This window comes from Streptomyces sp. DvalAA-14 (assembly GCF_900091855.1).
Taxonomy (GTDB): Bacteria; Actinomycetota; Actinomycetes; order Streptomycetales; family Streptomycetaceae; genus Actinacidiphila.
In genome coordinates, this window is the sequence record NZ_FMCH01000392.1 from 1 (window position 1) to 20,969 (window position 20,969).

25 protein-coding genes and 3 pseudogenes are annotated in these 20,969 nt (G+C 72.0%); 23 read left to right on the forward strand and 5 right to left on the reverse strand.

Annotation, left to right across the window (positions count from 1 at the left end; translation table 11 throughout):
- The 9 genes and pseudogenes from GA0115240_RS20810 to GA0115240_RS20840 all read left to right on the forward strand — a co-directional run.
- Window positions 1-407: pseudogene (locus GA0115240_RS20810) on the forward strand (alpha/beta hydrolase); the annotation flags it as partial.
- A 151-nt stretch (window positions 408-558) separates the two neighbouring features.
- The gene (locus tag GA0115240_RS20815) at window positions 559-852 is read left to right on the forward strand and encodes a MoaD/ThiS family protein (RefSeq protein WP_093738423.1); all 294 of its coding nucleotides are present in this window, start codon (window positions 559-561) and stop codon (window positions 850-852) included.
- Window positions 849-1,604 carry a hypothetical protein gene (locus tag GA0115240_RS37065; RefSeq protein WP_161302337.1) on the forward strand — a complete coding sequence of 252 codons (756 nt, stop codon included), beginning with the start codon at window positions 849-851 and terminating at the stop codon, window positions 1,602-1,604. Before GA0115240_RS20815 ends, GA0115240_RS37065 begins: the two co-directional genes overlap by 4 nt.
- Before the next feature lie 345 nt (window positions 1,605-1,949).
- Complete coding sequence (locus GA0115240_RS39340; RefSeq protein ID WP_107407179.1) at window positions 1,950-2,405, forward strand: hypothetical protein; 456 nt, start codon at window positions 1,950-1,952, stop codon at window positions 2,403-2,405.
- A gap of 106 nt (window positions 2,406-2,511) precedes the next feature.
- A complete protein-coding gene (locus tag GA0115240_RS20825) occupies window positions 2,512-3,207 on the forward strand; it encodes an LmeA family phospholipid-binding protein (protein ID WP_093738425.1) in 696 nt (231 codons plus the stop codon).
- 153 nt (window positions 3,208-3,360) lie between these two features.
- Window positions 3,361-3,441, forward strand: coding sequence for a putative leader peptide (locus GA0115240_RS39345; protein ID WP_370673354.1), 81 nt, complete (start codon window positions 3,361-3,363; stop codon window positions 3,439-3,441).
- Window positions 3,442-3,606: 165 nt separating this feature from the next.
- Window positions 3,607-4,443 carry a sulfurtransferase gene (locus GA0115240_RS20830; protein WP_093738427.1) on the forward strand — a complete coding sequence of 279 codons (837 nt, stop codon included), beginning with the start codon at window positions 3,607-3,609 and terminating at the stop codon, window positions 4,441-4,443.
- A gap of 40 nt (window positions 4,444-4,483) precedes the next feature.
- Window positions 4,484-4,774 (forward strand): DUF1416 domain-containing protein, encoded by a 291-nt coding sequence (locus GA0115240_RS20835; RefSeq protein WP_093738429.1) that lies wholly within the window; start codon window positions 4,484-4,486, stop codon window positions 4,772-4,774.
- 121 nt (window positions 4,775-4,895) lie between these two features.
- Entirely contained in the window at window positions 4,896-5,186 is a 291-nt protein-coding gene (locus GA0115240_RS20840; RefSeq protein WP_161302339.1) for a DUF3099 domain-containing protein, read from the forward strand.
- A 96-nt stretch (window positions 5,187-5,282) separates the two neighbouring features.
- Here the strand turns inward: GA0115240_RS20840 and GA0115240_RS20845 are convergent, their stop codons facing one another.
- Entirely contained in the window at window positions 5,283-5,651 is a 369-nt protein-coding gene (locus tag GA0115240_RS20845; protein ID WP_093738433.1) for a DsrE family protein, read from the reverse strand.
- A gap of 260 nt (window positions 5,652-5,911) precedes the next feature.
- On the opposite strand from GA0115240_RS20845, the gene GA0115240_RS20850 reads away from it, so the two are divergent.
- The 7 genes from GA0115240_RS20850 to GA0115240_RS20885 all read left to right on the forward strand — a co-directional run bounded on the left by GA0115240_RS20850 (window position 5,912) and on the right by GA0115240_RS20885 (window position 11,990).
- Window positions 5,912-6,715 carry a hypothetical protein gene (locus GA0115240_RS20850; RefSeq protein WP_141708910.1) on the forward strand — a complete coding sequence of 268 codons (804 nt, stop codon included), beginning with the start codon at window positions 5,912-5,914 and terminating at the stop codon, window positions 6,713-6,715.
- 182 nt (window positions 6,716-6,897) lie between these two features.
- Complete coding sequence (locus GA0115240_RS20855) at window positions 6,898-7,848, forward strand: hypothetical protein (protein ID WP_093738437.1); 951 nt, start codon at window positions 6,898-6,900, stop codon at window positions 7,846-7,848.
- Complete coding sequence (locus GA0115240_RS20860; protein WP_093738439.1) at window positions 7,845-8,726, forward strand: hypothetical protein; 882 nt, start codon at window positions 7,845-7,847, stop codon at window positions 8,724-8,726. The genes GA0115240_RS20855 and GA0115240_RS20860 overlap by 4 nt, the downstream gene beginning before the upstream one ends.
- Window positions 8,726-9,589: a hypothetical protein gene (locus GA0115240_RS37070; protein ID WP_093738441.1), complete on the forward strand. Its 864-nt coding sequence runs from the start codon at window positions 8,726-8,728 to the stop codon at window positions 9,587-9,589. Before GA0115240_RS20860 ends, GA0115240_RS37070 begins: the two co-directional genes overlap by 1 nt.
- 190 nt (window positions 9,590-9,779) lie before the next feature.
- Window positions 9,780-10,343, forward strand: a complete 564-nt coding sequence (locus GA0115240_RS20875) for an FABP family protein (RefSeq protein WP_093738445.1) — start codon at window positions 9,780-9,782, stop codon at window positions 10,341-10,343.
- 106 nt (window positions 10,344-10,449) lie between these two features.
- On the forward strand, window positions 10,450-11,001 hold the full coding sequence (locus GA0115240_RS20880) for a Fur family transcriptional regulator (protein WP_093738447.1): 552 nt from the start codon (window positions 10,450-10,452) through the stop codon (window positions 10,999-11,001).
- A 20-nt stretch (window positions 11,002-11,021) separates the two neighbouring features.
- Window positions 11,022-11,990, forward strand: a complete 969-nt coding sequence (locus GA0115240_RS20885; RefSeq protein WP_093738449.1) for a CAF17-like 4Fe-4S cluster assembly/insertion protein YgfZ — start codon at window positions 11,022-11,024, stop codon at window positions 11,988-11,990.
- A gap of 51 nt (window positions 11,991-12,041) precedes the next feature.
- Here the strand turns inward: GA0115240_RS20885 and dtd are convergent, their stop codons facing one another.
- Window positions 12,042-12,467, reverse strand: a complete 426-nt coding sequence (gene dtd / locus GA0115240_RS20890) for a D-aminoacyl-tRNA deacylase (RefSeq protein ID WP_093738450.1) — start codon at window positions 12,465-12,467, stop codon at window positions 12,042-12,044.
- 197 nt (window positions 12,468-12,664) lie between these two features.
- Here dtd and GA0115240_RS20895 point away from each other — a divergent pair, with 197 nt between their 5' ends.
- Together GA0115240_RS20895 and GA0115240_RS20900 are read left to right on the forward strand one after the other, a co-directional pair.
- A complete protein-coding gene (locus tag GA0115240_RS20895; RefSeq protein ID WP_093738452.1) occupies window positions 12,665-13,375 on the forward strand; it encodes an RsiG family protein in 711 nt (236 codons plus the stop codon).
- Between the two features lie 67 nt (window positions 13,376-13,442).
- A complete protein-coding gene (locus GA0115240_RS20900) occupies window positions 13,443-14,699 on the forward strand; it encodes a GNAT family N-acetyltransferase (RefSeq protein ID WP_093738454.1) in 1,257 nt (418 codons plus the stop codon).
- A gap of 26 nt (window positions 14,700-14,725) precedes the next feature.
- Here the strand turns inward: GA0115240_RS20900 and GA0115240_RS37075 are convergent, their stop codons facing one another.
- A complete protein-coding gene (locus tag GA0115240_RS37075) occupies window positions 14,726-14,893 on the reverse strand; it encodes a hypothetical protein (protein ID WP_176725127.1) in 168 nt (55 codons plus the stop codon).
- Window positions 14,894-15,236: 343 nt separating this feature from the next.
- Between GA0115240_RS37075 and GA0115240_RS20905 the strand changes: the two genes are divergently transcribed.
- The 3 genes from GA0115240_RS20905 to GA0115240_RS20915 all read left to right on the forward strand — a co-directional run bounded on the left by GA0115240_RS20905 (window position 15,237) and on the right by GA0115240_RS20915 (window position 17,762).
- Window positions 15,237-16,124: a GntR family transcriptional regulator gene (locus GA0115240_RS20905; protein WP_161302341.1), complete on the forward strand. Its 888-nt coding sequence runs from the start codon at window positions 15,237-15,239 to the stop codon at window positions 16,122-16,124.
- Window positions 16,121-16,948 carry a hypothetical protein gene (locus GA0115240_RS20910; protein ID WP_141708911.1) on the forward strand — a complete coding sequence of 276 codons (828 nt, stop codon included), beginning with the start codon at window positions 16,121-16,123 and terminating at the stop codon, window positions 16,946-16,948. Before GA0115240_RS20905 ends, GA0115240_RS20910 begins: the two co-directional genes overlap by 4 nt.
- An 85-nt stretch (window positions 16,949-17,033) precedes the next feature.
- Window positions 17,034-17,762, forward strand: coding sequence for an HAD family hydrolase (locus GA0115240_RS20915; RefSeq protein WP_093738460.1), 729 nt, complete (start codon window positions 17,034-17,036; stop codon window positions 17,760-17,762).
- An 18-nt stretch (window positions 17,763-17,780) separates the two neighbouring features.
- On the opposite strand, the pseudogene GA0115240_RS20920 reads toward GA0115240_RS20915, so the two are convergent.
- Window positions 17,781-18,191: pseudogene (locus GA0115240_RS20920) on the reverse strand (GNAT family N-acetyltransferase).
- A gap of 84 nt (window positions 18,192-18,275) precedes the next feature.
- On the opposite strand from GA0115240_RS20920, the gene GA0115240_RS20925 reads away from it, so the two are divergent.
- Together GA0115240_RS20925 and GA0115240_RS20930 are read left to right on the forward strand one after the other, a co-directional pair.
- Window positions 18,276-19,241, forward strand: a complete 966-nt coding sequence (locus tag GA0115240_RS20925; RefSeq protein WP_346267961.1) for a dihydrodipicolinate synthase family protein — start codon at window positions 18,276-18,278, stop codon at window positions 19,239-19,241.
- Between the two features lie 216 nt (window positions 19,242-19,457).
- Window positions 19,458-20,513 carry an aspartate-semialdehyde dehydrogenase gene (locus GA0115240_RS20930; RefSeq protein ID WP_093738462.1) on the forward strand — a complete coding sequence of 352 codons (1,056 nt, stop codon included), beginning with the start codon at window positions 19,458-19,460 and terminating at the stop codon, window positions 20,511-20,513.
- A 68-nt stretch (window positions 20,514-20,581) separates the two neighbouring features.
- On the opposite strand, the pseudogene GA0115240_RS37080 reads toward GA0115240_RS20930, so the two are convergent.
- Window positions 20,582-20,969: pseudogene (locus GA0115240_RS37080) on the reverse strand (hypothetical protein); the annotation flags it as partial.

The following is a 20,969-nucleotide window of genomic DNA, read 5'->3' on the forward strand; positions in this document are numbered from 1 at the left end:
CGGTGGACGCGGTGGTCTCGGTGTCGTCGCCGGCCCGCTGGTACTACCGCGGTACCGCCCCGATGCGCCGCGTGCACTGGGCGATCACCCGGCCCGCCGGGCGGCTGGTGTCCCGGTTCGGGCTGAAGACGCGGATCCGGGCCGGCGAGTGGAATCCGGTGCCGCTCTCCCCGGTCGAGTCGGTGCCGCTCATCGCCCCCACCCCGCTGCTGATCGTGCACGGCGACCGCGACGGCTACTTCCCGCTCGACCACCCCTACTCGCTGGCCGCCGCGGCCGGCGAGGGCGGCGCCGAGTTGTGGATCGAGCCGGGCTTCGGCCACGCGGAGAACGCCGCCGGGCCCGCGCTGCTGGCCCGGATCGGCGACTGGCTGACCGACCGGGTGCCGCGGATTCCCGGGATCTGACGGGGACGGGCCATGATGGACCGGCACGACGTCAGCGACGGCGGGCGCCGGCGGTCACCGAAGCCGGCGGTGACGGAGGCCGGCGGTGACGGAGGCCGGCCGCGACAGAGGTCAGCGGTGGCGAAGGACGACGACGAAGGACGGAGCCGTGATGGCTGGACCCGATACGGCCGCCCGGCCGGTGGCGGGCACGATCCGCTACTGGGCCGCCGCGAAGGCCGCCGCGGGCACCGCGGAGGAGCCGTACCGTGCGGCGACCCTGGCCGAGGCGCTCGCCGCGGCACGCGAACGGCACGCCCGCGAACCGCGGTTCGCCCAGGTCCTGCGACGCTGCTCGTTCCTCGTCGACGGCGCCCCCGTCGGAACCCGCGACCACACCACGGTCCCCCTGCCCGACGGCGGCACGGTGGAAGTCCTCCCACCGTTCGCGGGAGGAAGCGCATGAGCACCCACGAGTACGGCGCCACGCCCGAACACGGCGGTCCCGCGGGTCCTGCCGGTCCCGGCCGCCACGGCCGCCACCGCCCCCACGGCGATGCCGCCCCGGCCGGGCAGCCCGCCGACGGCTACGGCTACGGCTACCCGCAGGCCCCCGACCCAGCGGCCCAGGGCGGCTACGCCGAGGGCTACCCGGAGTACCAGCAGCCCCCCTACGACCCGGCGCGGGCCTACGGCTACGGCGGGACGTACGAGCCGGAGGCGGCAGGCGGCCAGGCGCCGCCCCAGGACCCCGCCGGATACGGGATGCCGCCGGCCGGCGACGGCTGGTCCGGGCAGCCGTCAGCAGCGCCCGCCGCCGACGGCTGGGCCGGCCCAGCCGGTCCGCAACCCTGGCAGGCCGAGCCCGCGGGCACCTGGCAGCAGCCGGACCCCCAGGGGTACGCGTACGGCGCCGCCCCCCAGCCGCAGTCGCCGGGGTACGCCGCTCAGGGGCAGCCCGGGCAGGCATACGGCACCCAGCAGCAACAGCACGACCCGCAGCAACAGGGGTACGGCGCCCAGCAGTCGCAGTTCCCGCCGCAGGCGTACGGCGCCCCCGACCACCACCGACCCGCTGACCAGGGCCAGCCCCAGGGTCAGCCCCAGGGCGTCCCCAAGGCACGCCCCAGCCTCAGCCCTACGCCCAGCCGCCCGCCTACGCCGACCCCCAGCCGTACCCGCGCTCCGGTGTCGAGCAGACCGCGGTGCTGCCGGTGATCGACGAGCAGGAGGCGCCGCCGGACCAGCGGCCGGCGGCCCCCGTCCGCACCGGTTCCCCGATCATCCCGCCCGGGATCCAGCCCGCCGGGCTCACCGCCGTCCTCGGACTGCTGCTGGCGGGCGGTGCGGCGGTCGGCAAGCCCGGGCTCGCCGTGGTGCTGGTGCTGCTGCAGGCGGTCACCGCGGCCGGCTGGTTCCGACTGAACGGCATGTGGCCGGCCCGGCAGGGCATCATGCTGGCCTTCCTGGGCGGCGTCACCGCCGACGCCGTGCTGCTCGCGGTGGACGGCGGGCACGGCCCGCTGGGCGCTGGCCGGCACCCTCGGGGTCTGGCTGCTGCTGGTGCTCGTGCTGCAACTGCGGCACCACGGCAGCGCGGACGAGCGGCTGTCCTCGCTGACGGCCACCTCCGCCTCCACCCTGTTGGCCGTGCTGGCCGCCTGCTTCCTGGCCACCGCGACCTCGCACGCCGGCACCGACCCGGTGGTGGTGGGCGTCATCGCCGTCGCCGCGGCGACCGTGATCCGCGCGCTGCCGCTGCCCGGCGGCGAGCCCGTCTCACTGGTGCTCGCGCTGGCCGCCGCGACGGCCACCGGCCTGGCGACCGGTCCGGCCACCGGTTTCGGCGGCGCCCACGCCGCGCTGCTCGCCCTGGTCAGCGGTGCCTGCGCGCTCATCGGCCTGCGGGTGGCGAGCTACGACTTCCCCTCCCGCTTCGTGCACTTCACCGCCGGGGTGGCCCTGCCGCTCACCGCCGCGGCCCCCCTCGTCTACATCCTGGGACGCGCCCTCAGCTGAGAAACGGATAACAGTTCGACGTGTCCGGGAACCACCGAGCCCCCGGGCCCGTCAGGCGTTTCGGGAAAGATGAAGCATTCACGTACCAGCGGGGAGTGGCGGACGCATGCGAGTGGCGCGAATACTGTTGATCGTCGTGGTGATCCTTGGCGGTCTGTTCGTCGCGGCGGACCGGATCTCCGTGCATCTGGCCGAGAGCAAGGCAGCCGAGCGGGCCCAGGCCAGCGAGGGCCTGTCGCACAAGCCGACGGTGTCGATCGAGGGCTTCCCGTTCCTGACCCAGGTCGCGGGCGGCAAGCTGAACGACGTCAAGATCACCGCGGACGACATCGCGGCTGCCGACGGCGGCGCTGCGGTCCGGATCGACAGCTTCCACGCCGACCTGCACGGGGTGAAGCTGTCCGACAGCTTCCACTCGGCGATCGCGGACAGCGCCGACGGCAGTGCCTTCCTCACCTACGCCGACCTCTCGAAGGTGGCGCCGAGCGGGGTCACCGTCGCCTACGGCGGCACGGACTCCAGCGGCCGGCCGCTGGTCAAGCTCACCGGCACCATCCTCGGCGCGAAGCTCAGCGTGGTGAGCCAGGTCTCGGTGCGCGGCGCCGACTCGATCGGCCTGCACGCCCAGGACCTGCCGAAGGCGTTCACCGCGCTGGGCCTGGAGGACCAGCTGCGGCAGAAGATCGACTTCACGTTCCAGCTCACCCACCTTCCCGGCGGCATCGCGCTCTCCGAGGTGACCCCGGGCCCGGACGGCGTCTCGGTCGCGGCGACCGGGAAGCACGTCGTGCTCGCCAACTGAGACCAGCCGGACGCCGGGCTCGAAACGGTGTTCACCCGGCCGCGAGTCGCCTCGCACAGACGTGCCCCTCTTCGTACCGCCATTCGGACAATCCTGTCTCGGTATGCGATACGGCGGTGACACCCGACGGTTCATTTCCTTACGATCGGCACCATGACGCGACAGGCGGATCTCACCAAGCGGCGGGCAGTGGACCTGTGCCGTGTGGCCGCCATGCTCTGTCGCATGCCCTAGGGCGGCAGCTCCCGCGCGTCGAAGCCGGCCGGACGGGCCCGCGACGCCCCCTGCCTCCCGCTCTGCCCGTGCCTTCGCACACCGCACAGCACAGCACAGCGCACGTCGTCGCGCCGGCCGCGGCACCGCGCACCGCACATCCGAACTGCCCCGGAGGAGAACCGCATGAGCCGCAGTGACGTACTGGTGGACGCCGACTGGGTCGAGGCCCACATCGACGACCCGAAGGTGGTCATCGTCGAGGTGGACGAGGACACGGCCGCGTACGACAAGAACCACATCAAGAACGCGGTCCGTATCGACTGGAAGAAGGACCTCCAGGACCCGGTCCGCCGCGACTTCGTCGACCAGGCCGGCTTCGAGGCGCTGCTGTCCGCCAAGGGCATCGCCAACGACGACACCGTGGTGCTGTACGGCGGCAACAACAACTGGTTCGCGTCCTACGCCTACTGGTACTTCAAGCTCTACGGCCACGACGCGGTCAAGCTGCTCGACGGCGGCCGCAAGAAGTGGGAGCTGGACTCCCGCGACCTGGTGGCCGCGGTGCCGCAGCGGGCCGAGACCCAGTACACCGCCAAGCCGCAGGACGAGTCCATCCGTGCCTACCGCGACGACGTGGTGGCCGCGATCGGTTCGCTGAACCTGGTCGACGTCCGCTCGCCCGACGAGTTCTCCGGCAAGCTGCTCGCCCCCGCCCACCTGCCGCAGGAGCAGTCGCAGCGCCCCGGCCACGTGCCGAGCGCCCGCAACATCCCGTGGTCCAAGAACGCCAACGACGACGGCACCTTCAAGTCCGACGAGGAGCTCGTCCAGCTCTACCAGGACGAGAACGTGGACCTGGCGAAGGACACCATCGCCTACTGCCGCATCGGTGAGCGCTCGGCGCTCACCTGGTTCGTGCTGCACGAGCTGCTGGACCAGGCCAACGTCAAGAACTACGACGGCTCGTGGACCGAGTACGGCTCGCTGGTCGGCGTGCCGATCGAGCTCGGCGCCAACTGACCACTGCCCGACTGGTTGCGACTGGGAGGAACTGATCCTTATGTGTGGAGCCAAGGCCGGCGGCCCCGAACTGGCAGGAGTCGATGTGGCGAGCGAGACGATCATCCAGGGTTCGGTGACCCGCGACGGGGAGCCGGTCAGCGGCTACGTACGGCTGCTGGACGGTGGCGGTGAGTTCACCGCCGAGGTGCCGACCTCGGCGACCGGGCAGTTCCGCTTCTTCGCCGCCCCCGGGACGTGGACGCTGCGCGCGCTCGTCCCCGGCGGCTCCGTGGACCGCACGGTCGTGGCCCAGCAGGGCACGCCCGCCGAGGTCGCGATCGCCCTCTGAGGCGCCCGACCCCCCACTGAACGGCCGAAGGGCCGCGACCCCGCGCAAGGGGGCCGCGGCCCTTCGGCATTCCGTTCGGCTGCGGGGTGCCGTTCGGATGGCGGGGACGTACGGTGGAATTGTGTATGTGCGCCGACGTCACTGGTATTTCGCCATGATGGGCACTTGTGTGGTGCTTTTCGTCCTGGCGTGGTCAGTCGTGCGCCTGTGGTCGGTACCTGCCGCGATCGGGCTGTGCGTCGTCGCCGCGGTGATCCCGCCCGTCGCCGCCATCGTCGCCAACCGGCGTGGGCCGGAGGACCGTTGGTGGGACGAGGAGTGCGGCGACGAGCAATCGGACGAGTGGTGGGCCGAGCTGGACGGCAAGAAATCCGGCGGGCCCAAGGACCCGAAGAATCGCCGGGACCAGTAGCGGATATTCGCCGCGTCGGTTATAAGCGGATATCGCCCGCTTCCGGGGCGAATGGAAATCGGGCTTTCGAGGAATCCGCCGGGCGATCCGTAAGCGTCAATAGACGAGAGCCTGAACCCCGTCCGGCATGATCTCGCTGACGAACAGCTGCGCCCCCGCGATCCGCACCCCGGCGATGACATCGCTCTCGCCGATGTCCCGCCGGGCGGCACACTGCGTGCACAGGGTGACCCGGGCCGTCTCCGCCGCCAGGACCGCGTCCAGCAGGTCGGACAGCGGCGCGGCATGCGGCAGCTCGAACTCCGCGGCCCGTCCCGGCAGCGCGAACCACGCCGATTCGCCGGTCAGCCAGAGCGAGACCTCGACCCCGCTGGCCACGGCCACCGCCGCCACCGTGAACGCCTGCGAGCAGCGCTCGGGTGCGTCGGCCCCGGATGTCACCTTGATCACGAGCTTGTTCGCCATGGCGACAGCCTAAGGGCTGTCCCGTAATCCCCGGCGGGCGCGCGACGACAGCTACGGCACCTCGCTGCGTTGTCGGGCCCGTCCGAATACGACCCGGTATGAGGACGACCCTCCGCCTTGCGATGCACCGCATCTGACGCCGCACGCTGATCCACCGCGGATTACGGGACAGCCCTTAGCCGCCGCCCACCCGGCCTCCCGGGCCGCGGCGCCGATATCGCGGCGAAGGCGGTCGCCGGGTGGTGATATAAAACAGATCCGTGTGCACCGCACACGTGTACGCCTTTGCCCGGGGGGGCTTCGTGGAACACAACGACGGCGGTGGCCCGCGCCACCGCCGCGGCAGACTGATCGCCGCCGCGGCCGGTCTGGTCGCGCTGGTGGCGCTGACGGCGGGGGCGGTGATCGCGTTCGGTCCGTCGCCCTCCGGCCACGCCGACGCCGCACCGGCGGTTCCGCCCACCACCGCGCATACCTCCGCGGCCACCGCGCCGTCCGCCACCGGCGCGCCCGCGCCGGTCACCGCGGCACCGACCGCCCGCCCGACCGCGCGCGCCACCGGGCACGTCAAGAACGGCGTGCACACCGGCGACCTGCGGTACTTCCTGCTCGCACCGCCACGCGCCGCCGATGTCTACGGCGACGCGGCCGGTTCGGCGCTGACCGTCGACGACATCGCGGCCGGCGCCTCGGACCCGTCCGAGGCCCGCCGCGACCTCAAGACCTACGGCTTCCGCAACGGCGTCTACCGCACCTATCTGACGGCGGACGGCGTCTCCGAGGTCACCGTGAAACTGGTCCGCTTCGCCGGGCCGAGCCAGGCCGCCGCCTTCTACGCCGAGCACTACTACAACGGGACGAAGATCTCCCTGGGCGAGGACTTTCCCGCCCGTGGGTACCGCCTGGCCTCCGGTTCGGCCGAGAGCACGGACACCGTGCTGGCCATCTCGTACCAGGGCGATGTCGACATCACGCTCACCGTGACCGGCGGCAAGGCCCCTTCCCGCGCGCTGCTGAAGTCCCTGCTCGACGCGCAGCACCAGCGCCTCATGTCGGGTCGCTGACCCGCTCTCCCACCCCGTGGAGTCACCCCTTGTCCCAGGACACCCCTGTGCCGCTCCCGGCACCCCGAACGGACCCGGCGCCGGCGCCGGAGCCGGCAGCCGGGCCGGAAGCCCGGCCGGCAGCTCAGCCGGCGGCCGGGCCGGATCCGGTCCCCGTAGCGCCGGCGGACCCGGCGGACTCCGTGGATCCGGCGGACCCGGCGGCCGAGCCCGAAGCGGCGGCGGCCGAGCCGGCGGCTGAACCCCGGACCGAAGCCGCGCCGCAGGCCGTCTCCGGGTCCGAGGCCGAGGCCGGGTCCGTCTCCGGGTCCGAGGCCGAGACAGTGTCCGGGTCCGGGTTCGAGCCTAGGGCCGATTCGGCCGGCGACACGGCCGCCGAGTCCCCGGTGGGCGCCGACGCCGCCGCGGGCGCGCCGGCCCCGGCGTACAAGCCGCGCCGCCGTGGGCGGACCACCGCGCTGATCGCTGCCGCCGCGGTGCTGGGGGTGGTGGCCGGCGCAGGGGTCGGGTACCGCATCCAGCAGCAGCGGGTGCCTACCCCGCTGCCGCCGCTGACCGGCCCGATGCTCGCGCAGCCGAAGGGCCCGGGCCCCGCCGTGCCCGCCTTGCCGGTGAGCCAGGACCGGGCCGCGCTCTACGACAGCGATCTGCTCAAGCTCCTCGTACCGGTCCCCAAGGGCGGCAAGGACTCCGTCCGGACCTACGTGTCCATGCTGGACTTCGCGAACGAGTTCACCAGGCCCGCCGACGAGTTCACGAACCTCGCGGACCAGGAGTTCCAGCGGGTCGTGCACACGTGGTGGAGGGACTCCAACGGCGTTTTCTTCGAGGTGGAGCTCAGCCAGTTCCGCGACGAGACGACATCGACCGCCTCCAACGTGTTGGCCGACTGGATGTCCGGCATCACGGACGAACCGACCCACGGGGAGAGCCAGACGATCCCCACCGCCAAGGACGGGTACGTGTGGCCGTCGGCGAAGCCGCAGACCAAGGCGGGCTATCTGCCCGAGTACGAGGGCCGCGGGCTGGCCGGGGTCGGCAACATCATCGTCCAGGTGTACGTGAACTCCACCCACAAGGTGAAGGCGTCCACGGTCACGTCCCTCATCGACCAGCAACTGGAGCGGCTGTGACCGACGAGAGCCCCACCGCGCTGCCGCCGGAGTCCGCGGTGCCGCCCAGCTCACCGGAGCTGCCCGACGTGCCCGACGCGCCGGACCTCGCGCCGGATCCGGCACCGGAGACCCCCGCCCCTGCTCCCGCCGGCCGGTCGAAGCGCGGCCTGGCGCTCGGCATCGCCGCCGCGCTCGTCGCCGTCGCCGCGGGCAGCGGCATCGGATACGCCGTGCTCCAGCACGACAGCGACAGCAAGGACGCCGCCGCCAAGCCCGCCAGCACGCCCTGGGTCGCGCCGACCCCGTCCGCGACCAAGGCCTTCGGCGCGAAATCCGGCGGAAGCCACTTCGGCAGCCTCGGCCAGCTGCTTCTGCCCATGCCGACGGGCTACCACCCGGGCCCGGACATGGACGCGTACGGCAATGACACGGTGCTCGACGCCCACCGGGCCCAGAACCTGTTCAAGGGCGACCTGAGCTGGATGTCGAAGACGGACCGCAAGAAGGTCGACGCGGCCATCGACAAGCTGCTCATCGAGGGCGAGGGCATACGGACGTACACCAGCAGTGACGGGGACCTGATGGTCCAGATGGAGCTGGTGCAGATGAAGAACCAGGACGCGGCGCACTACGAACCGAAGTTCTTCGGCGCCTTCACCAAGGCGATGGGTGTCTTCCGCAACGGACCGAAGGTCAAGGGCCACTCGCAGGCGGTCTGTGTCCTGCCGCCGGCCGACCCGGGCGACAAGCTCGACTCGATGACGTGCGAGGCCACCGAGGGCGACCTGATGGTGCGGATGGTCGCAAGCGGCACGAGACCGCTGGAGAAGAGCGCCGCGGTGGCCCTGCTGAGCAAGCAGCTGGACCGGATCCAGGACCCGGGGAAGGCAGTCTGATGACCGAGACCACACCGGCCCCCGAGGCCGCCCCCGCGCCACCCGCCCGGGCCCCCGAGGCCGCGGCGCCCGCGGCCGAAACCGCGGCCGAGACCGTCGCCGAAACCGCCGCCGTGCCGCGCCGCCGCAAGCTGCGCGCGGCGCTCCGCTGGACCTCGGCGGTGCTGATCTTCGCCGCGCTCGGCGGTGTCACCACCTACGCGGTGACCCGGCCCGAACGGACGAAGATCCCCGGGCTGAAGACGCCGGACGACGGGCGCTGGACCTTCCCGCCGTACGCCCTGCCGAAGCTGCCGGCCGGCAAGCCGCGCCCGCTGAACGCCGGTGCGAATCCCGCCGGGCACCACTTCGTCGACGTGCGCTCGCTGCTGCTGCCCGCACCTCTCACCGCCACCGCCGAGCGGAACCTGCCCGGGAAGAGCGGCTGGCTGTCGGTCGACTCCTACCTGAAGCTGTACTCCCTGGCGGGAGACCTCGCCCCGTTCGAGAAGACCGCGCTCAAGGACGACGGCCTGCGGCACATCGCCGCCGAGGGCTGGACCATGCCGGACGGCACCCGTACCGAGGTCTACCTGCTGCAGTACATCAGTTCCGGGCACCTCCAACTGAGCGATGTCCGGGGCGCGGACCTGAAGGGCGTCACGACCAACGCGCCGGACAACTCGGTGCCGTCGCGCTCCGTGCCGACCGACATCAGTGTGAGCGCCTACGCCGAGGTCAAGCCGGACGCGGGGGACACCCGCTACGCGTACGCCGTAGCGGGCGACACGCTGGCCCTGATCGTGCAGTCCCGCACGGGCGGCCCGGTCCCCGAGGTGCCGTTCCGCCAGACCGTACGCCTCCAGGCGCAGCTGCTCGGCTGATCACCGGCCTGCCCGCGCCGGTGCCGGGGTCGCGCATTAGACTCGTGCGCGGCCCCGTCCGCCCCCCGCACTAGGAGCATGACCGTGGGAATCGTTTACTTCTATGACAGCCTGCTCGTCCTGGTCTGCGTGGGCGTCGCCCTGTTCTCGTTCTACGCCGTGAAGAAGCTCTACCAGGGCCAGCGCTGACATGATCGAGATCCCCTCCGACCTGCACCCCGAGCTGGTGCCGCTGGTCTTCCTGCTCGGCCGTTGGACGGGCGCGGGTGTGTTCGACTTCCCCGGCGCCGAGAAGTGCAACTTCGGGCAGGAGGTCGTCTTCACGCACGACGGCCGGCCCTTCCTGGAGTACACCTCGCACACCTGGGTGCTGGACGCGGAGGGCAAGAAGGTCCGCCCGCTGGAGAGCGAGAGCGGCTTCTGGCGGATCGACGCCGACCGCAAGGTCGATGTGACCATCACCCGGGACCAGGGCGTGGTCGAGATCTGGACCGGTGAGCTGGCCGAGGGCAAGCCGCAGATCGACCTGGTGACGGACGCGGTGGCCCGGCTGCCGGTCGCCGACGAGTACAGCGGCGGCAAGCGGCTGTACGGCTATGTCAACAGCGACCTGATGTGGGTGGGCGAGAAGAGCACCCCGGCGGTGCCGCTGCGGCCGTACATGTCGGCTCAGCTGAAGAAGGTGGTGGACCCGCGCGAGTGGGCCGCCGACCTCAAGGACCTGCCGGACGACGGCATCGCCTTCTTCAAGTGAGCCCCGGCATGTGAGCACCGGCATCTGAGCCGCGCATGTGAGCCCCGGCAGCTGAGCCCCGCTTCTGCTCAGCCCCCCGGCGAGGCCGCGGTCCTACACTGGCGGTGTGGCGACCACCGACTGGAAGAGCGATCTGCGGCAGCGCGGCTACCGGCTGACCCCGCAGCGGCAACTGGTCCTGGAGGCTGTCGGCGCCCTGGAGCACGCGACGCCCGACGGCATCCTGTGCGAGGTGCGCAAGACCGCCTCCGGTGTGAACATCTCCACCGTCTACCGCACCCTGGAGCTGCTGGAGGAGCTGGGCCTGGTCACCCACGCCCACCTCGGACACGGCGCGCCGACCTACCACCTGGCCGACCGGCACGACCACATGCACCTGGTGTGCCGGGACTGCGACTCGGTCACCGAGGCCGAGGTGGTGCTGGCCGCGCCGCTGAAGGACGGGCTGCGTTCGGAGTTCGGTTTCGAGACGGACATGAAGCACTTCGCGATCTTCGGCCGCTGCCGGGACTGCGCCCGCAAGGCCGAACGGGCTGACAGAGCGCACCGAGCCGACCGAGCCGACCGGGCAGACCGGGCAGACCGACCCGAGCGACCCGACCGGTCGGAAACGGCCGAAACGGCCCAACAGGCTCCTGGCCACGAGCCACGCGGGTGACGAGTCGTACGCTTGACGGCATGACCACGAGCCCGTTGCTGTCGCTGCCCGGCGCCGTCCCCGCTGAAGGCCCTGACGAGGGGGTGGCCGCCCACTACGGCGACCTCTTCCGCGAGCAGCGCGCCCTCGCCAACGGCGCCGGTTTCGTCGACCTCTCGCACCGCGGTGTGGTGACGGTCAGCGGCGCCGACCGGCTGCCCTGGCTGCATCTGCTGCTCACCCAGCACGTGGAGAACCTGGCGCCCCACACCGCGACCGAGTCGCTGATCCTGTCGGCGCACGGCCACATCGAGCACGCCCTGTACCTGGTGGACGACGGGGCCACCACCTGGATGCATGTCGAACCCGGCTCCCAGGAGGCGCTGCTCGCCTACCTGGAGAGCATGAAGTTCTTCTACCGGGTGGACATCACCGACGCCACCGACCAGTACGCGCTGGTCTTCCTGCCGGCCGGCTCCATCACCGCCGTACCCGCCGAGTGGACGGTCCGCGAGACCGCGTACGGCCGGGACGTGTTCGTCCCCCGTGACCGGCTGGAGTCCTTCGCCGCCGAGTCGGCGCCGCCGATCGGCGCGCTCGCCTACGAGGCGCTGCGGATCGAGGCCCATCGCCCGCGGGTGGGCCTGGAGACCGACCACCGGACGATCCCGCACGAGCTGGGCTGGCTGGAGACCGCCGTGCATCTGCAGAAGGGCTGCTACCGCGGGCAGGAGACGGTCGCCCGGGTGCACAACCTGGGCCGTCCGCCGCGCCGGCTGGTCTTCCTGCACCTGGACGGCAGCGATGTGCACCTGCCCGCGCACGGCGCCCCGGTGCGGATCGCGGAGGACGGCGCGGACGGCCGCGCGGTCGGTTTCATCACGTCCTCGGCCCGGCACTGGGAGCTGGGCCCCATCGCCCTCGCCCTGGTCAAGCGCAACACCCCGGAGCAGGCGACGCTGCTCGCCGAGGAGACCGCCGCGGCCCAGGAGACGGTGGTGGCCCCGTAGGGCGGGGTCCCCGGGGTCTCGCAGGGCGTCCGTCCCCGCAGGTCGATACGCCTAGAGGTCGATCACGACGGTGAAGGGCCCGTCGTTGGTCAGGGACACCTTCATGTCGGCGCCGAACACCCCGGTCTCGACCGTCGCGCCCAGCTCCCGCAGCCGGGCGACGACCTCGTCGACCAGCGGTTCGGCGACCGGGCCGGGAGCGGCCGCGTTCCAGGTGGGCCGGCGCCCCTTCCGGGCGTCACCGTAAAGCGTGAACTGGCTGATCACCAGCAGCGGTCCGTCGATGTCCGAGCAGGACCGCTCGTCGGGCAGGATGCGCAGGGACCACAACTTGCGGGCCAGCGCCGCCGCCTTCTGCGCGGTGTCGTCGTGCGTCACCCCGACCAGGACGCACAGCCCCGGTCCCTGGATGGCGCCGACGGTCCTGCCGTCGACCACGACTTCCGCTTCGCTCACCCGCTGGGCCACCGCTCGCATCCGCCCATTGTGGCCGGTGCGCCCCGGTGCCCCTCCGGCGGGTGAGCGCGCGGGCGGGGGTTCGGGTGTACGCCCGGTCGGCCGTCTCGCACAACTGTCGCGACGGCCGTTCGGGTGCAGAGTCGCTGCGGGGTGCGCGGGGCAAGTGGCAGCATCGAATCCGGGCGGCGCCCGCGCCGCGAGGAGGGACGACAGGCATGAGCAGACCCGGCGCTGGAGAGAATCCCGGCACCGTCTTATTACCATCCACAGCGGCGTCCAGCACTGCTGTACCGACGACGCCCACCAGGAAGGGTCACCGCATGCTGAAGGCCGACGCGTTGGGTCCGCTGCGACCGCCCGCATCCAGCGGCCCGCTCGCGGACATCTCAGAACCCGAACTGGGCAGCGTGCAGCTGGCCGCGCTGGATCTGGCCGCGCTGCGGACGCTGCGCCGCGACGCCCAGCAGGAGGAGGCCGACCTCTCCTATCTGCGCCGGATGCTGCACGGCAGAATCGACATCCTCCGGGCCGAGCTGGCCCGCCGCGGCGGACCGGGTTCGGATCTGCCGGCCGGGGAGCAGGCCGCCGAGCCGGAGTCCCCGGTCGTGGACCGGCTGTCCGAGATCCTGACCGACGGCCCGTCGCGGGTGCGGTCCTCGGCCCGGCACGTCACGCTCGGCCCGCCGCTGACCGAGCGGGTGCGGCAGCTCGCCGAGGAGATGCTGTCCGAGGTGGAGCTGTCCGACCTCGAAGCCCGCACCGACCACGAGCTGCACACCGCGAAGGGCCGCCTGGTGCGCTACGAGCAGCGGGTCTCCCGGCGCCGCCACACCCTTCAGCAGACCGTCGACGGCTGCTCGGTGGAGATCACCCGCCGCTACCGGGAGGGCGAGGCGCATGTGGAGGACCTGCTGACGGAGGAGTGAGCGCCGGCCGCGGGTCGGCGGTTTTATTCGCGTGCGGGCCCGGAAGCCGCGCCCATAGCGTGCGGGCATGAGTCTTGAGATCCGTACGCTCGACACCGCCGATGTCGCCGACTGGCTGCAGGCCCTGAACGCCGGCTTCCACCGCCCGCCCACCGAACTGGACGCGCAGGAAGTGGAGTTGCGCGCCCCCTCCCTTGATTTCGACCGGACCCGGGGGGTCTGGGACGGGGGCCGCTGCGTGGCGACCTTCCGCAGCCTGGCGCAGGAGCTGACGGTGCCCGGCGGGGCGACGGTGGCCGCCTCGGCGGTCACCAACGTCTCGGTGACCTCGACCCACCGGCGCCGGGGACTGGCCGCCCGGATGATGGCCGAGGACCTCGCCGCCGCCGAGGAGCGCGGGGACGCGGTGTCGATCCTGATCGCCGCCGAGTACCCGATCTACGGGCGGTACGGCTTCGGGCCCGCGACCTGGGTGGCCGACTGGCGGGTCGATGTACCCCGGGCCGCGCTGGACCGCCGGTACGCCGGGCCGGACGACGGAGGCCGGGTGGACCTGGCCACCCCCGCCGAGGTGCGCGCGGCCGGGCCCGAACTGTTCGACCGGGTGCGGCTGCGGACCCCGGGGGCGATCAAGCGGCTGCCGTGGTGGTGGCAGCGGAACACCGGTGAGCTGGTGTTCGCCTTCGAAGGCCCCTGGACGGAACCCTTTTTCGCCTTCCACCGCGACGCCGACGGGCGGATCGACGGCCTGGCCTGCTGGCGCATCCACGACCGCCCCTGGCTCGGAAAGCTGTCCGAAGTCGAGGCGGGCGTGGAGCAGTTGATCGCCGCCACCCCGGCCGCCGAACGCGCCCTGTGGCGCTTCCTGCTCTCCCTCGACTGGATGAACCGGCTGACCTCCGGCCACCGCCCGCCCGACGACGTCCTCCCGCTGCTGCTCGGCGACCCGCGCGCCGCCCTCATCAACACCAACGCCGACTTCATGTGGCTACGCGTGCTGGACACCCCGGCGGCACTGTCCGCCCGCACCTACGGCGGCGGCCCGGCCGCGCTCGTGCTCGACATCCGGGACCCGGACGGACCGGCCGGCGGCCGCTTCCTGCTGGAGACCGACGCCTCCGGCACCGCCCACTGCGCCCCCACCTCGGCGGACCCCGACCTCAGCTTGTCGGTCGGCGACCTGGGCTGCCTCTACCTCGGCGACGAGTCCCCGGTCCGGCTGGCCGCCCTCGGCCGCCTCACCGAACACCACGCCGAAGCGGCGCGAACCGCGGACACCCTCTTCCGCACTCCCCGCCGCCCCTGGTGCCCGGACGTCTTCTGACCACCGTCTCTTCTTCCTGCGCCCGGTCACTGCGCGAGCAGCACCGCCAGTGCGGTGAGCCCGACGACCGTGCAGGTGGTGTTGCGTGCCTTGTGCCCCAGGGCGACAAAACCGAGCGCGAGCGCGCCGGCGGCGCCGTACCGCCACTGAATCAGCTGTTCGAACGCGTACGCGCACACGCTGGGAATCCACATGGCTGCCCCCTGGCGAACCGGCCCCCGGCGGCTCGAGCGGCGGCCGGTCGACCTGTACTCATGGTGGGCCGACAAAGTGCGAACAGGTAACCGACAACCGATTCTGACCTGCGCATACTTGGCAGTACGGAGGGATACATGCCGCCCTGGCCGCCCGTACGCGGACGTTCATATCCGGTCCGCTCGGCCGGGCGTTGGGCTGTCGGACGGTGACATGTCCGAATGGGGCGGTCGGTCGACCAAGTTGTACCTGTGGGTGCCCTGCTCGGAGAAATTTGGACGGTCGGCTCTGAAGTTGTCCGGCCCACCCACCCGAATTGGCCGGCGCGGGTACGGTCTTGTCATGGAGTTGGACGCAGCCAAGAACCACAGTCTGCCTTTGTACAAGGTGGTCGCGGACACGCTGCGCGCGAAGATCGAAGCGGGCGTCCATGCAGTGGACGGGAAGCTTCCCGCTCAAGAGGTACTCATGGAGGACTTCGCTGTTTCGCGGAGCACCATCAGACTCGCTCTGAAAGAACTGCAGCGCGAACGCTACATCAACTCGATCCAGGGCAGCGGCTCCTACGTGCTGCGCCGCGAGAGCGCATCGGCTCCGGAGCGGTCCTACGGGCTGGCCGACGCACTGCTGAGCGCCCACCTTGCCAAGGCCTTCACGGCCGCGCACGTGAAGATCGACGTCTATTCGCTGACCGCGGAGACCCTCAACCAGGCAATCGGCCAGATACTCATCCAGATCCGAAATGGCGTGATCCGGCCGGAATCAATCACCATCCGGGTGATCATCGCAGCCTCGGATGAATCACTGCTGGTCGGACAGCCGGTGACGGACACCGCCGACTCCCGTACCCGGCAGCGCACGTCGGGTCTGGTTCGTAATCAAGTGTCCATCCTGCGGCACAGCTTCGTGAGTATCCACGAGGTGGTTCCGAAGGTGTCGGTAACGATCAAGGCGCTTGCTGCCACGCCACTGTTCAAGTTGTACCTGCTCAATGGCACTGAACTCCTCCACGGTTACTACAAGTTCGCGGAAGAGGACGTTGAGGTGGACGAGGAGACGAAGGAGACTGTGCGTGCCTACGATACTTACGGACTCCGATCGACGCTCTTCCACTACTCCTCGGTCGGGGTAGCGGAGGACTCCGGTCCTGCCGTCCTGCTTCGAGAGACGCAGTTGTGGTTCGAGTCGCTCTGGACGACGGTTGCCAGACAGCCGAGGCTCAGCGAATGACACCTTCATCGGCTGATGATGACGCGGACGACCCCGACCACCAATTGCCTCCGTACCTGCGCAAGGACGGCTACATCGACAACCGCCGGGGCCGCGCCGCGGAAGTCCTCGCCCGGGACCAGCGGGGCGGGCGGGACGAGCACGGCGGACGGTACGCGCGGGACGAACGCGAGGGGCGAACCGCGCCGTCACCGAACGAGCCCGAGCGGGCACTGGAAGCGCTGACGACGTATGTGGCCGCCGCGTTCGAGGAGCGCGACATCACCATCGACGCCTACTCGCTCACCTCCGAGACGCTCAGCGGCACCCTGGCCGCGCCCGTACAGGCGGTCATGCTCGGCGAGTTGAACCCCGCCTCCATCCGGGTCCGGCTGCTGCTCCCGGACCAGGACACGACGCTCGGCCTGCCCCGCATGGTCGACGACCCCGACGACGGCCGTCCACTGCGCCGCCAGCGGGAACTGGCCCGCGCCCACACGATCGCGCTGCGCAGCACCTTCACCCGGCTGTCGGACGTACGGCCGGACATCGAGAACTCCATCGAGTTCAGAACGGTGCCCGTCACCCCCATGCAGAAGCTGTACCTGCTCAACACCCAGGTGGCATTGTCCGGTTACTACCAGGTGCTGCAGCGGCCGGTCACCTTCGGCGACGGGCAGCGGGACGAGATCTACGACGTGCTCGGTGTCAACACGATGCTCTTCCCGCACCGCAGCGATCCCGGCCGTCCGCAGTCCCGCGATTCGCAGTTCGTCGCCGAGTCCCAGGCCTGGTTCGACGCGCTCTGGGAGTCCATCGCCGAGCCGGTGACGCCCTTCGGGTGAACCGCCGAACTCGGTGAGAACCCTTCCGGGTCATCAGTCCTCCGGTGGGGTGGCCAAGGATCTCGGACTCGCTGAGACTCGTCAGGTGACTTCTGCGTACAACGGACCCACCGCATCCCGCCTCCACGCCCTCCTGGCGGGCGCCGACTGCCTTCTGCTCGACTTCGACGGACCGGTCTGCCGGCTGTTCGAGGGGTATCCGGCGCACACGATCGCGGCCGCCATGCGGGCGTATCTGGCGGAGCGCGGGAGCCCGTTGACGGACCCGGCGCTGGTCACCGCCACCGATCCGCACGCGATCCTGCGTGCCCCGATGAGCGGCGAACCGGCCGCGGACCTCGAACTGCTGCTGGCGGAGGCGGAGGAGATCGCCGCGCGGTCGGCCGAACCGACGCCGCTGGCCGACCGGTTCATCCGCGCCGCCGCGGCCGGTGGCCGGCTGCTCGCCATCACCTCCAACAACGCGCCGGCCGCCGTCGCCGCCTACCTCAAGGAGCACGGCCTGGACGACTGCTTCGAGCAGCGGATCTTCGGGCGGAGCGCCGTCGACCCCGCCCTGATGAAGCCGCACCCCGACTGCCTGCTGCGGGCGATGGACGCCTTGGGCGTCCGGCCGGCGGACTGCCTGATGATCGGCGACTCCGCGGCGGACGCGGCTGCCGCCGGGGCGGCCGGCGTGCCTTTCCTCGGCTACGCCCGCAGCACCGACCAGGCGGCGCAGCTGCGCACGCTCGGTCCGCACCCGGTCGTCGTCGGCATGGCGGACCTGGTCGCCGCGATCGAGCGGATCGCCGCAGCCGCGCCGGAGGCGTGAGGTGCGGCGGCGCCGGTTCTACTGGAGGCCGAGCGCCATCCACTTGCCCGGATCGGTGAGCGGCTCGAAGCCGATCCTGGCATAGACGCCGTGGGCGTCGGCGGTGGCGAGCAGGATGCGGCGCAGACCGTACGGGGTGAGGTGGTCGCGTACGGCGGTCACCAGCCGGGTGCCGAGGCCGGCCCCGCGCGCGGCCGGGTCGACGTAGACGTCGCAGAGCCAGGCGAACGTGACCAGGTCGGAGACGACGCGGGCCTAGGCGTGCTGTTCGCCGGTGCCGGCGTGGTAGGCGCCGAAGTTCAGGGAGCCGGATATGGCGGCCTGCTGGGTGGCCAGCGGGCGGCCCAGCGCCCAGTAGGCATCGGTGGACAGCCAGTGGTGGATCCGCGGAACGTCGAGGCGTGCGGGGTCCGTTGAGATCTCGTACATGGGCGGGAGTGTAGGACTGCTTAACGGTCGCCCGCACGACAATTAACTGGACCTTCGCCGTACGGTCGGGCCAGACTGGCCGCCATGATCCTCGTACCGCTGGTCACCCCGTTCGGGCCGGACGGCCTGGTCGACACGCGCGCGCTCGACGCCCTCGCCCGCCAGGTGCTGTCCGACGGGGCCTCGGGGCTGGTCGCGCTCGGCACCACCGGGGAGGCGGCGGCCCTGGACGACGCGGAGCGGGCGGCCGTGGCGGAGACCGTCGGCCGGGTCTGCCGGGAGCGGGGGGCGCGCTTCGTGGTGGGCGCGGGCGCCGGCGACACCCGGCGCGCGGCGCGGGAGCTGCGGGCGCTGGCGGAGGGGGCGGTCGTGCCGGACGCGGCACTGGTCACCGTGCCGTCCTTCACCCGTCCGGGCGAAGCGGGGGTGCTGGCGCATTTCCGCGAGCTGGCGGCAGCCGGACCGGTGCCGCTGATCGTCTACCACGTCCCCTACCGCACCGGACAGCCGCTGACCGCCGACGCGCTGCGGGCCCTGGCGGCGATACCGGGGGTGACCGGCGTGAAGTACGCCGCCGGCGGCATCGACGCGGAGACGGTGGACCTGCTCGGGGACCACCCGGCCGGCTTCGAGGTCCTGGCCGGCGACGACCTCTTCGCACCGGCGCTCTTCGCGCTCGGCGCCGAGGGGGCGATTCTGGCGTCCGCCCACGTGGCCACCGCCGACTGGGCCGAACTCGCCGCCACCGGCGATCCGCGGCTGGGCCATCGGCTGGCCCGCCTGGCCGCGGCCCTCTTCCGCGAGCCGAACCCCACCGTCCTCAAGGCGCTCCTCCACGCCCATGGCCGCACTCCCCACCCCCGACGTCCGCCTCCCCCTGCTCCCCGCGGGCCCCGACTCCCTCCAGGCCGCCGTGGCGGCCCTGTCCGCCACCTCACCCTGAGCGGGCGGCGCGCGGCCTGCCCGGAGGCCGCCCGGGGTGGTGGGCTGCGGTCTCTCCCGGCCCTTCGCCCGTGGGCCGGCTTGTCGCGCAGTTCCTCGCGCCCCTAGGGGGCCTGGGCCCACCACCCCGGGCGGCCCCCGGCGGCCCGCCGACGCCCAAGGCGGGCCGGGCCCCGATGAGGCCGCGCCGCGGGCGGCACCGTCTCGGCACCTGAAATCACCCCCCACCCCCCGCCCGCCCCGAGGGATACTCGGAGGCGGCGGGCACACCAGGCGCCACCGGCCCGGCAGCGGGCCGGTGGGAGCAGATCGGAGAGAGACCGGATGAGGATCGGAATCGTCGGTGCGACCGGGCAGGTCGGCGGGGTCATGCGCAAGGTGCTGGCGGAGCGGGAGTTTCCGGTGACGGAGCTGCGGCTGTTCGCCTCCGCGCGTTCCGCGGGCCGGGCGCTGGCCTGGGAGGGTTCCGGCAGCGTACCGGCGGGGGAGATCACCGTGGAGGACGCGGCCACCGCGGACTACACCGGCCTCGACATCGTGCTGTTCTCGGCCGGCGGCGCCACCTCCCGCGAGCTGGCCGAGAAGGTGGCCGGCCAGGGCCCGGTGGTGATCGACAACTCCTCCGCCTGGCGGCGCGACCCCGGGGTCCCGCTGATCGTCTCCGAGGTCAATCCGCACGCGCTGGCCGACCGCCCCAAGGGCATCGTCGCCAACCCGAACTGCACCACGATGGGCGCCATGCCGGTGCTCCGCCCGCTGCACGAGGAGGCCGGGCTGGTCGCCATGGTCGCCACCACGTACCAGGCGGTGTCCGGCTCCGGGCTGGCCGGTGTCGCCGAGCTGCACGGTCAAGCGACCCGGGTCACCGAGCACGCCGACCGGCTCACCTTCGACGGCGACGCGGTGGACTACCCGGCGCCGGCCGTCTACGCCCGCCCGATCGCGTTCAATGTGGTGCCGCTGGCCGGCAGCATCGTGGACGACGGCAGTTTCGAGACCGACGAGGAGCAGAAGCTCCGCAACGAGTCCCGCAAGATCCTGGAGATTCCCGACCTCAAGGTGTCCGGCACCTGCGTCCGCGTTCCGGTCTTCTCCGGGCACTCGATCCAGGTCAACGCCCGCTTCGCCCGGCCGATCAGCGTCGAGCGGGCGTACGAGCTGCTGTCCGCCGCGCCGGGGGTCGAGCTCTCCGAGATTCCCACCCCGTTGCAGGCGGCCGGCCGGGACGCCTCCTTCGTGGGGCGGATCCGGGTGGACGAGACGGTGGAGAACGGGCTGGCGATCTTCCTGTCCAGCGACAATCTGCGCAAGGGCGCGGCGCTGAACGCGATCCAGATCGCGGAGCTGGTGGCGGCTGAACTGAGCGCGGCCACGGTCTGACCACTCGATGAAGCGGGGGCGGGCGCCCGGTTCCGGCCCCCCGGGCCCGGCCTTGGCTCCGCCCGGTCTCACTCCTCGCTGAGCAGGCGGAACGCGGCCAGCACCGTCTCCGACTGAAGGTCCACCTGGTCGGCGACCGGCACCCATGCCAGGTCGTGGCCGACGGTCAGTTCGTCCGCCCAGTCGGTCAGCTGCCGCTCGCACAGCCCGCGGACCCGGCTCAGGGCGGTGCCCGGCAGCCGTTCGCTGGGCAGTCCCTCGGCCGGCAGGCTGTCGAGCAGCCGCAGCAGGGTGCCGGTGGTACGCAGCGAGATCCGGCGGGCCGCGATGTCCAGCGCGGTGATGTGGGCGCGGGTGAGCGGGACGGGTGAGGGGTGCAGCCGGTCCCAGTCGTCGGCGACCTCCGGGCAGATCGCGGTGAGGTCCTCCACGATCCGCAGCAGGGTGGCCCGCTCG

Bases quoted from the DNA above. Each gene is read 5' to 3' on its own strand.
- GA0115240_RS20925 (WP_346267961.1), top strand. From the start codon at position 18,276: ATGATCCTCGTACCGCTGGTCACCCCGTTCGGGCCGGACGGCCTGGTC.
- GA0115240_RS20895 (WP_093738452.1), top strand. From the start codon at position 12,665: ATGAGCAGACCCGGCGCTGGAGAGAATCCCGGCACCGTCTTATTACCA.
- GA0115240_RS20830 (WP_093738427.1), top strand. From the start codon at position 3,607: ATGAGCCGCAGTGACGTACTGGTGGACGCCGACTGGGTCGAGGCCCAC.
- GA0115240_RS20885 (WP_093738449.1), top strand. From the start codon at position 11,022: ATGACCACGAGCCCGTTGCTGTCGCTGCCCGGCGCCGTCCCCGCTGAA.
- dtd (WP_093738450.1), bottom strand. From the start codon at position 12,467: ATGCGAGCGGTGGCCCAGCGGGTGAGCGAAGCGGAAGTCGTGGTCGAC.
- GA0115240_RS20900 (WP_093738454.1), top strand. From the start codon at position 13,443: ATGAGTCTTGAGATCCGTACGCTCGACACCGCCGATGTCGCCGACTGG.
- GA0115240_RS37070 (WP_093738441.1), top strand. From the start codon at position 8,726: ATGACCGAGACCACACCGGCCCCCGAGGCCGCCCCCGCGCCACCCGCC.
- GA0115240_RS37075 (WP_176725127.1), bottom strand. From the start codon at position 14,893: ATGTGGATTCCCAGCGTGTGCGCGTACGCGTTCGAACAGCTGATTCAG.
- GA0115240_RS20815 (WP_093738423.1), top strand. From the start codon at position 559: ATGGCTGGACCCGATACGGCCGCCCGGCCGGTGGCGGGCACGATCCGC.
- GA0115240_RS20910 (WP_141708911.1), top strand. From the start codon at position 16,121: ATGACACCTTCATCGGCTGATGATGACGCGGACGACCCCGACCACCAA.
- GA0115240_RS20845 (WP_093738433.1), bottom strand. From the start codon at position 5,651: ATGGCGAACAAGCTCGTGATCAAGGTGACATCCGGGGCCGACGCACCC.
- GA0115240_RS39345 (WP_370673354.1), top strand. From the start codon at position 3,361: ATGACGCGACAGGCGGATCTCACCAAGCGGCGGGCAGTGGACCTGTGC.
- GA0115240_RS20930 (WP_093738462.1), top strand. From the start codon at position 19,458: ATGAGGATCGGAATCGTCGGTGCGACCGGGCAGGTCGGCGGGGTCATG.
- GA0115240_RS20835 (WP_093738429.1), top strand. From the start codon at position 4,484: ATGTGTGGAGCCAAGGCCGGCGGCCCCGAACTGGCAGGAGTCGATGTG.
- GA0115240_RS37065 (WP_161302337.1), top strand. From the start codon at position 849: ATGAGCACCCACGAGTACGGCGCCACGCCCGAACACGGCGGTCCCGCG.
- GA0115240_RS20905 (WP_161302341.1), top strand. From the start codon at position 15,237: ATGGAGTTGGACGCAGCCAAGAACCACAGTCTGCCTTTGTACAAGGTG.
- GA0115240_RS20825 (WP_093738425.1), top strand. From the start codon at position 2,512: ATGCGAGTGGCGCGAATACTGTTGATCGTCGTGGTGATCCTTGGCGGT.
- GA0115240_RS20875 (WP_093738445.1), top strand. From the start codon at position 9,780: ATGATCGAGATCCCCTCCGACCTGCACCCCGAGCTGGTGCCGCTGGTC.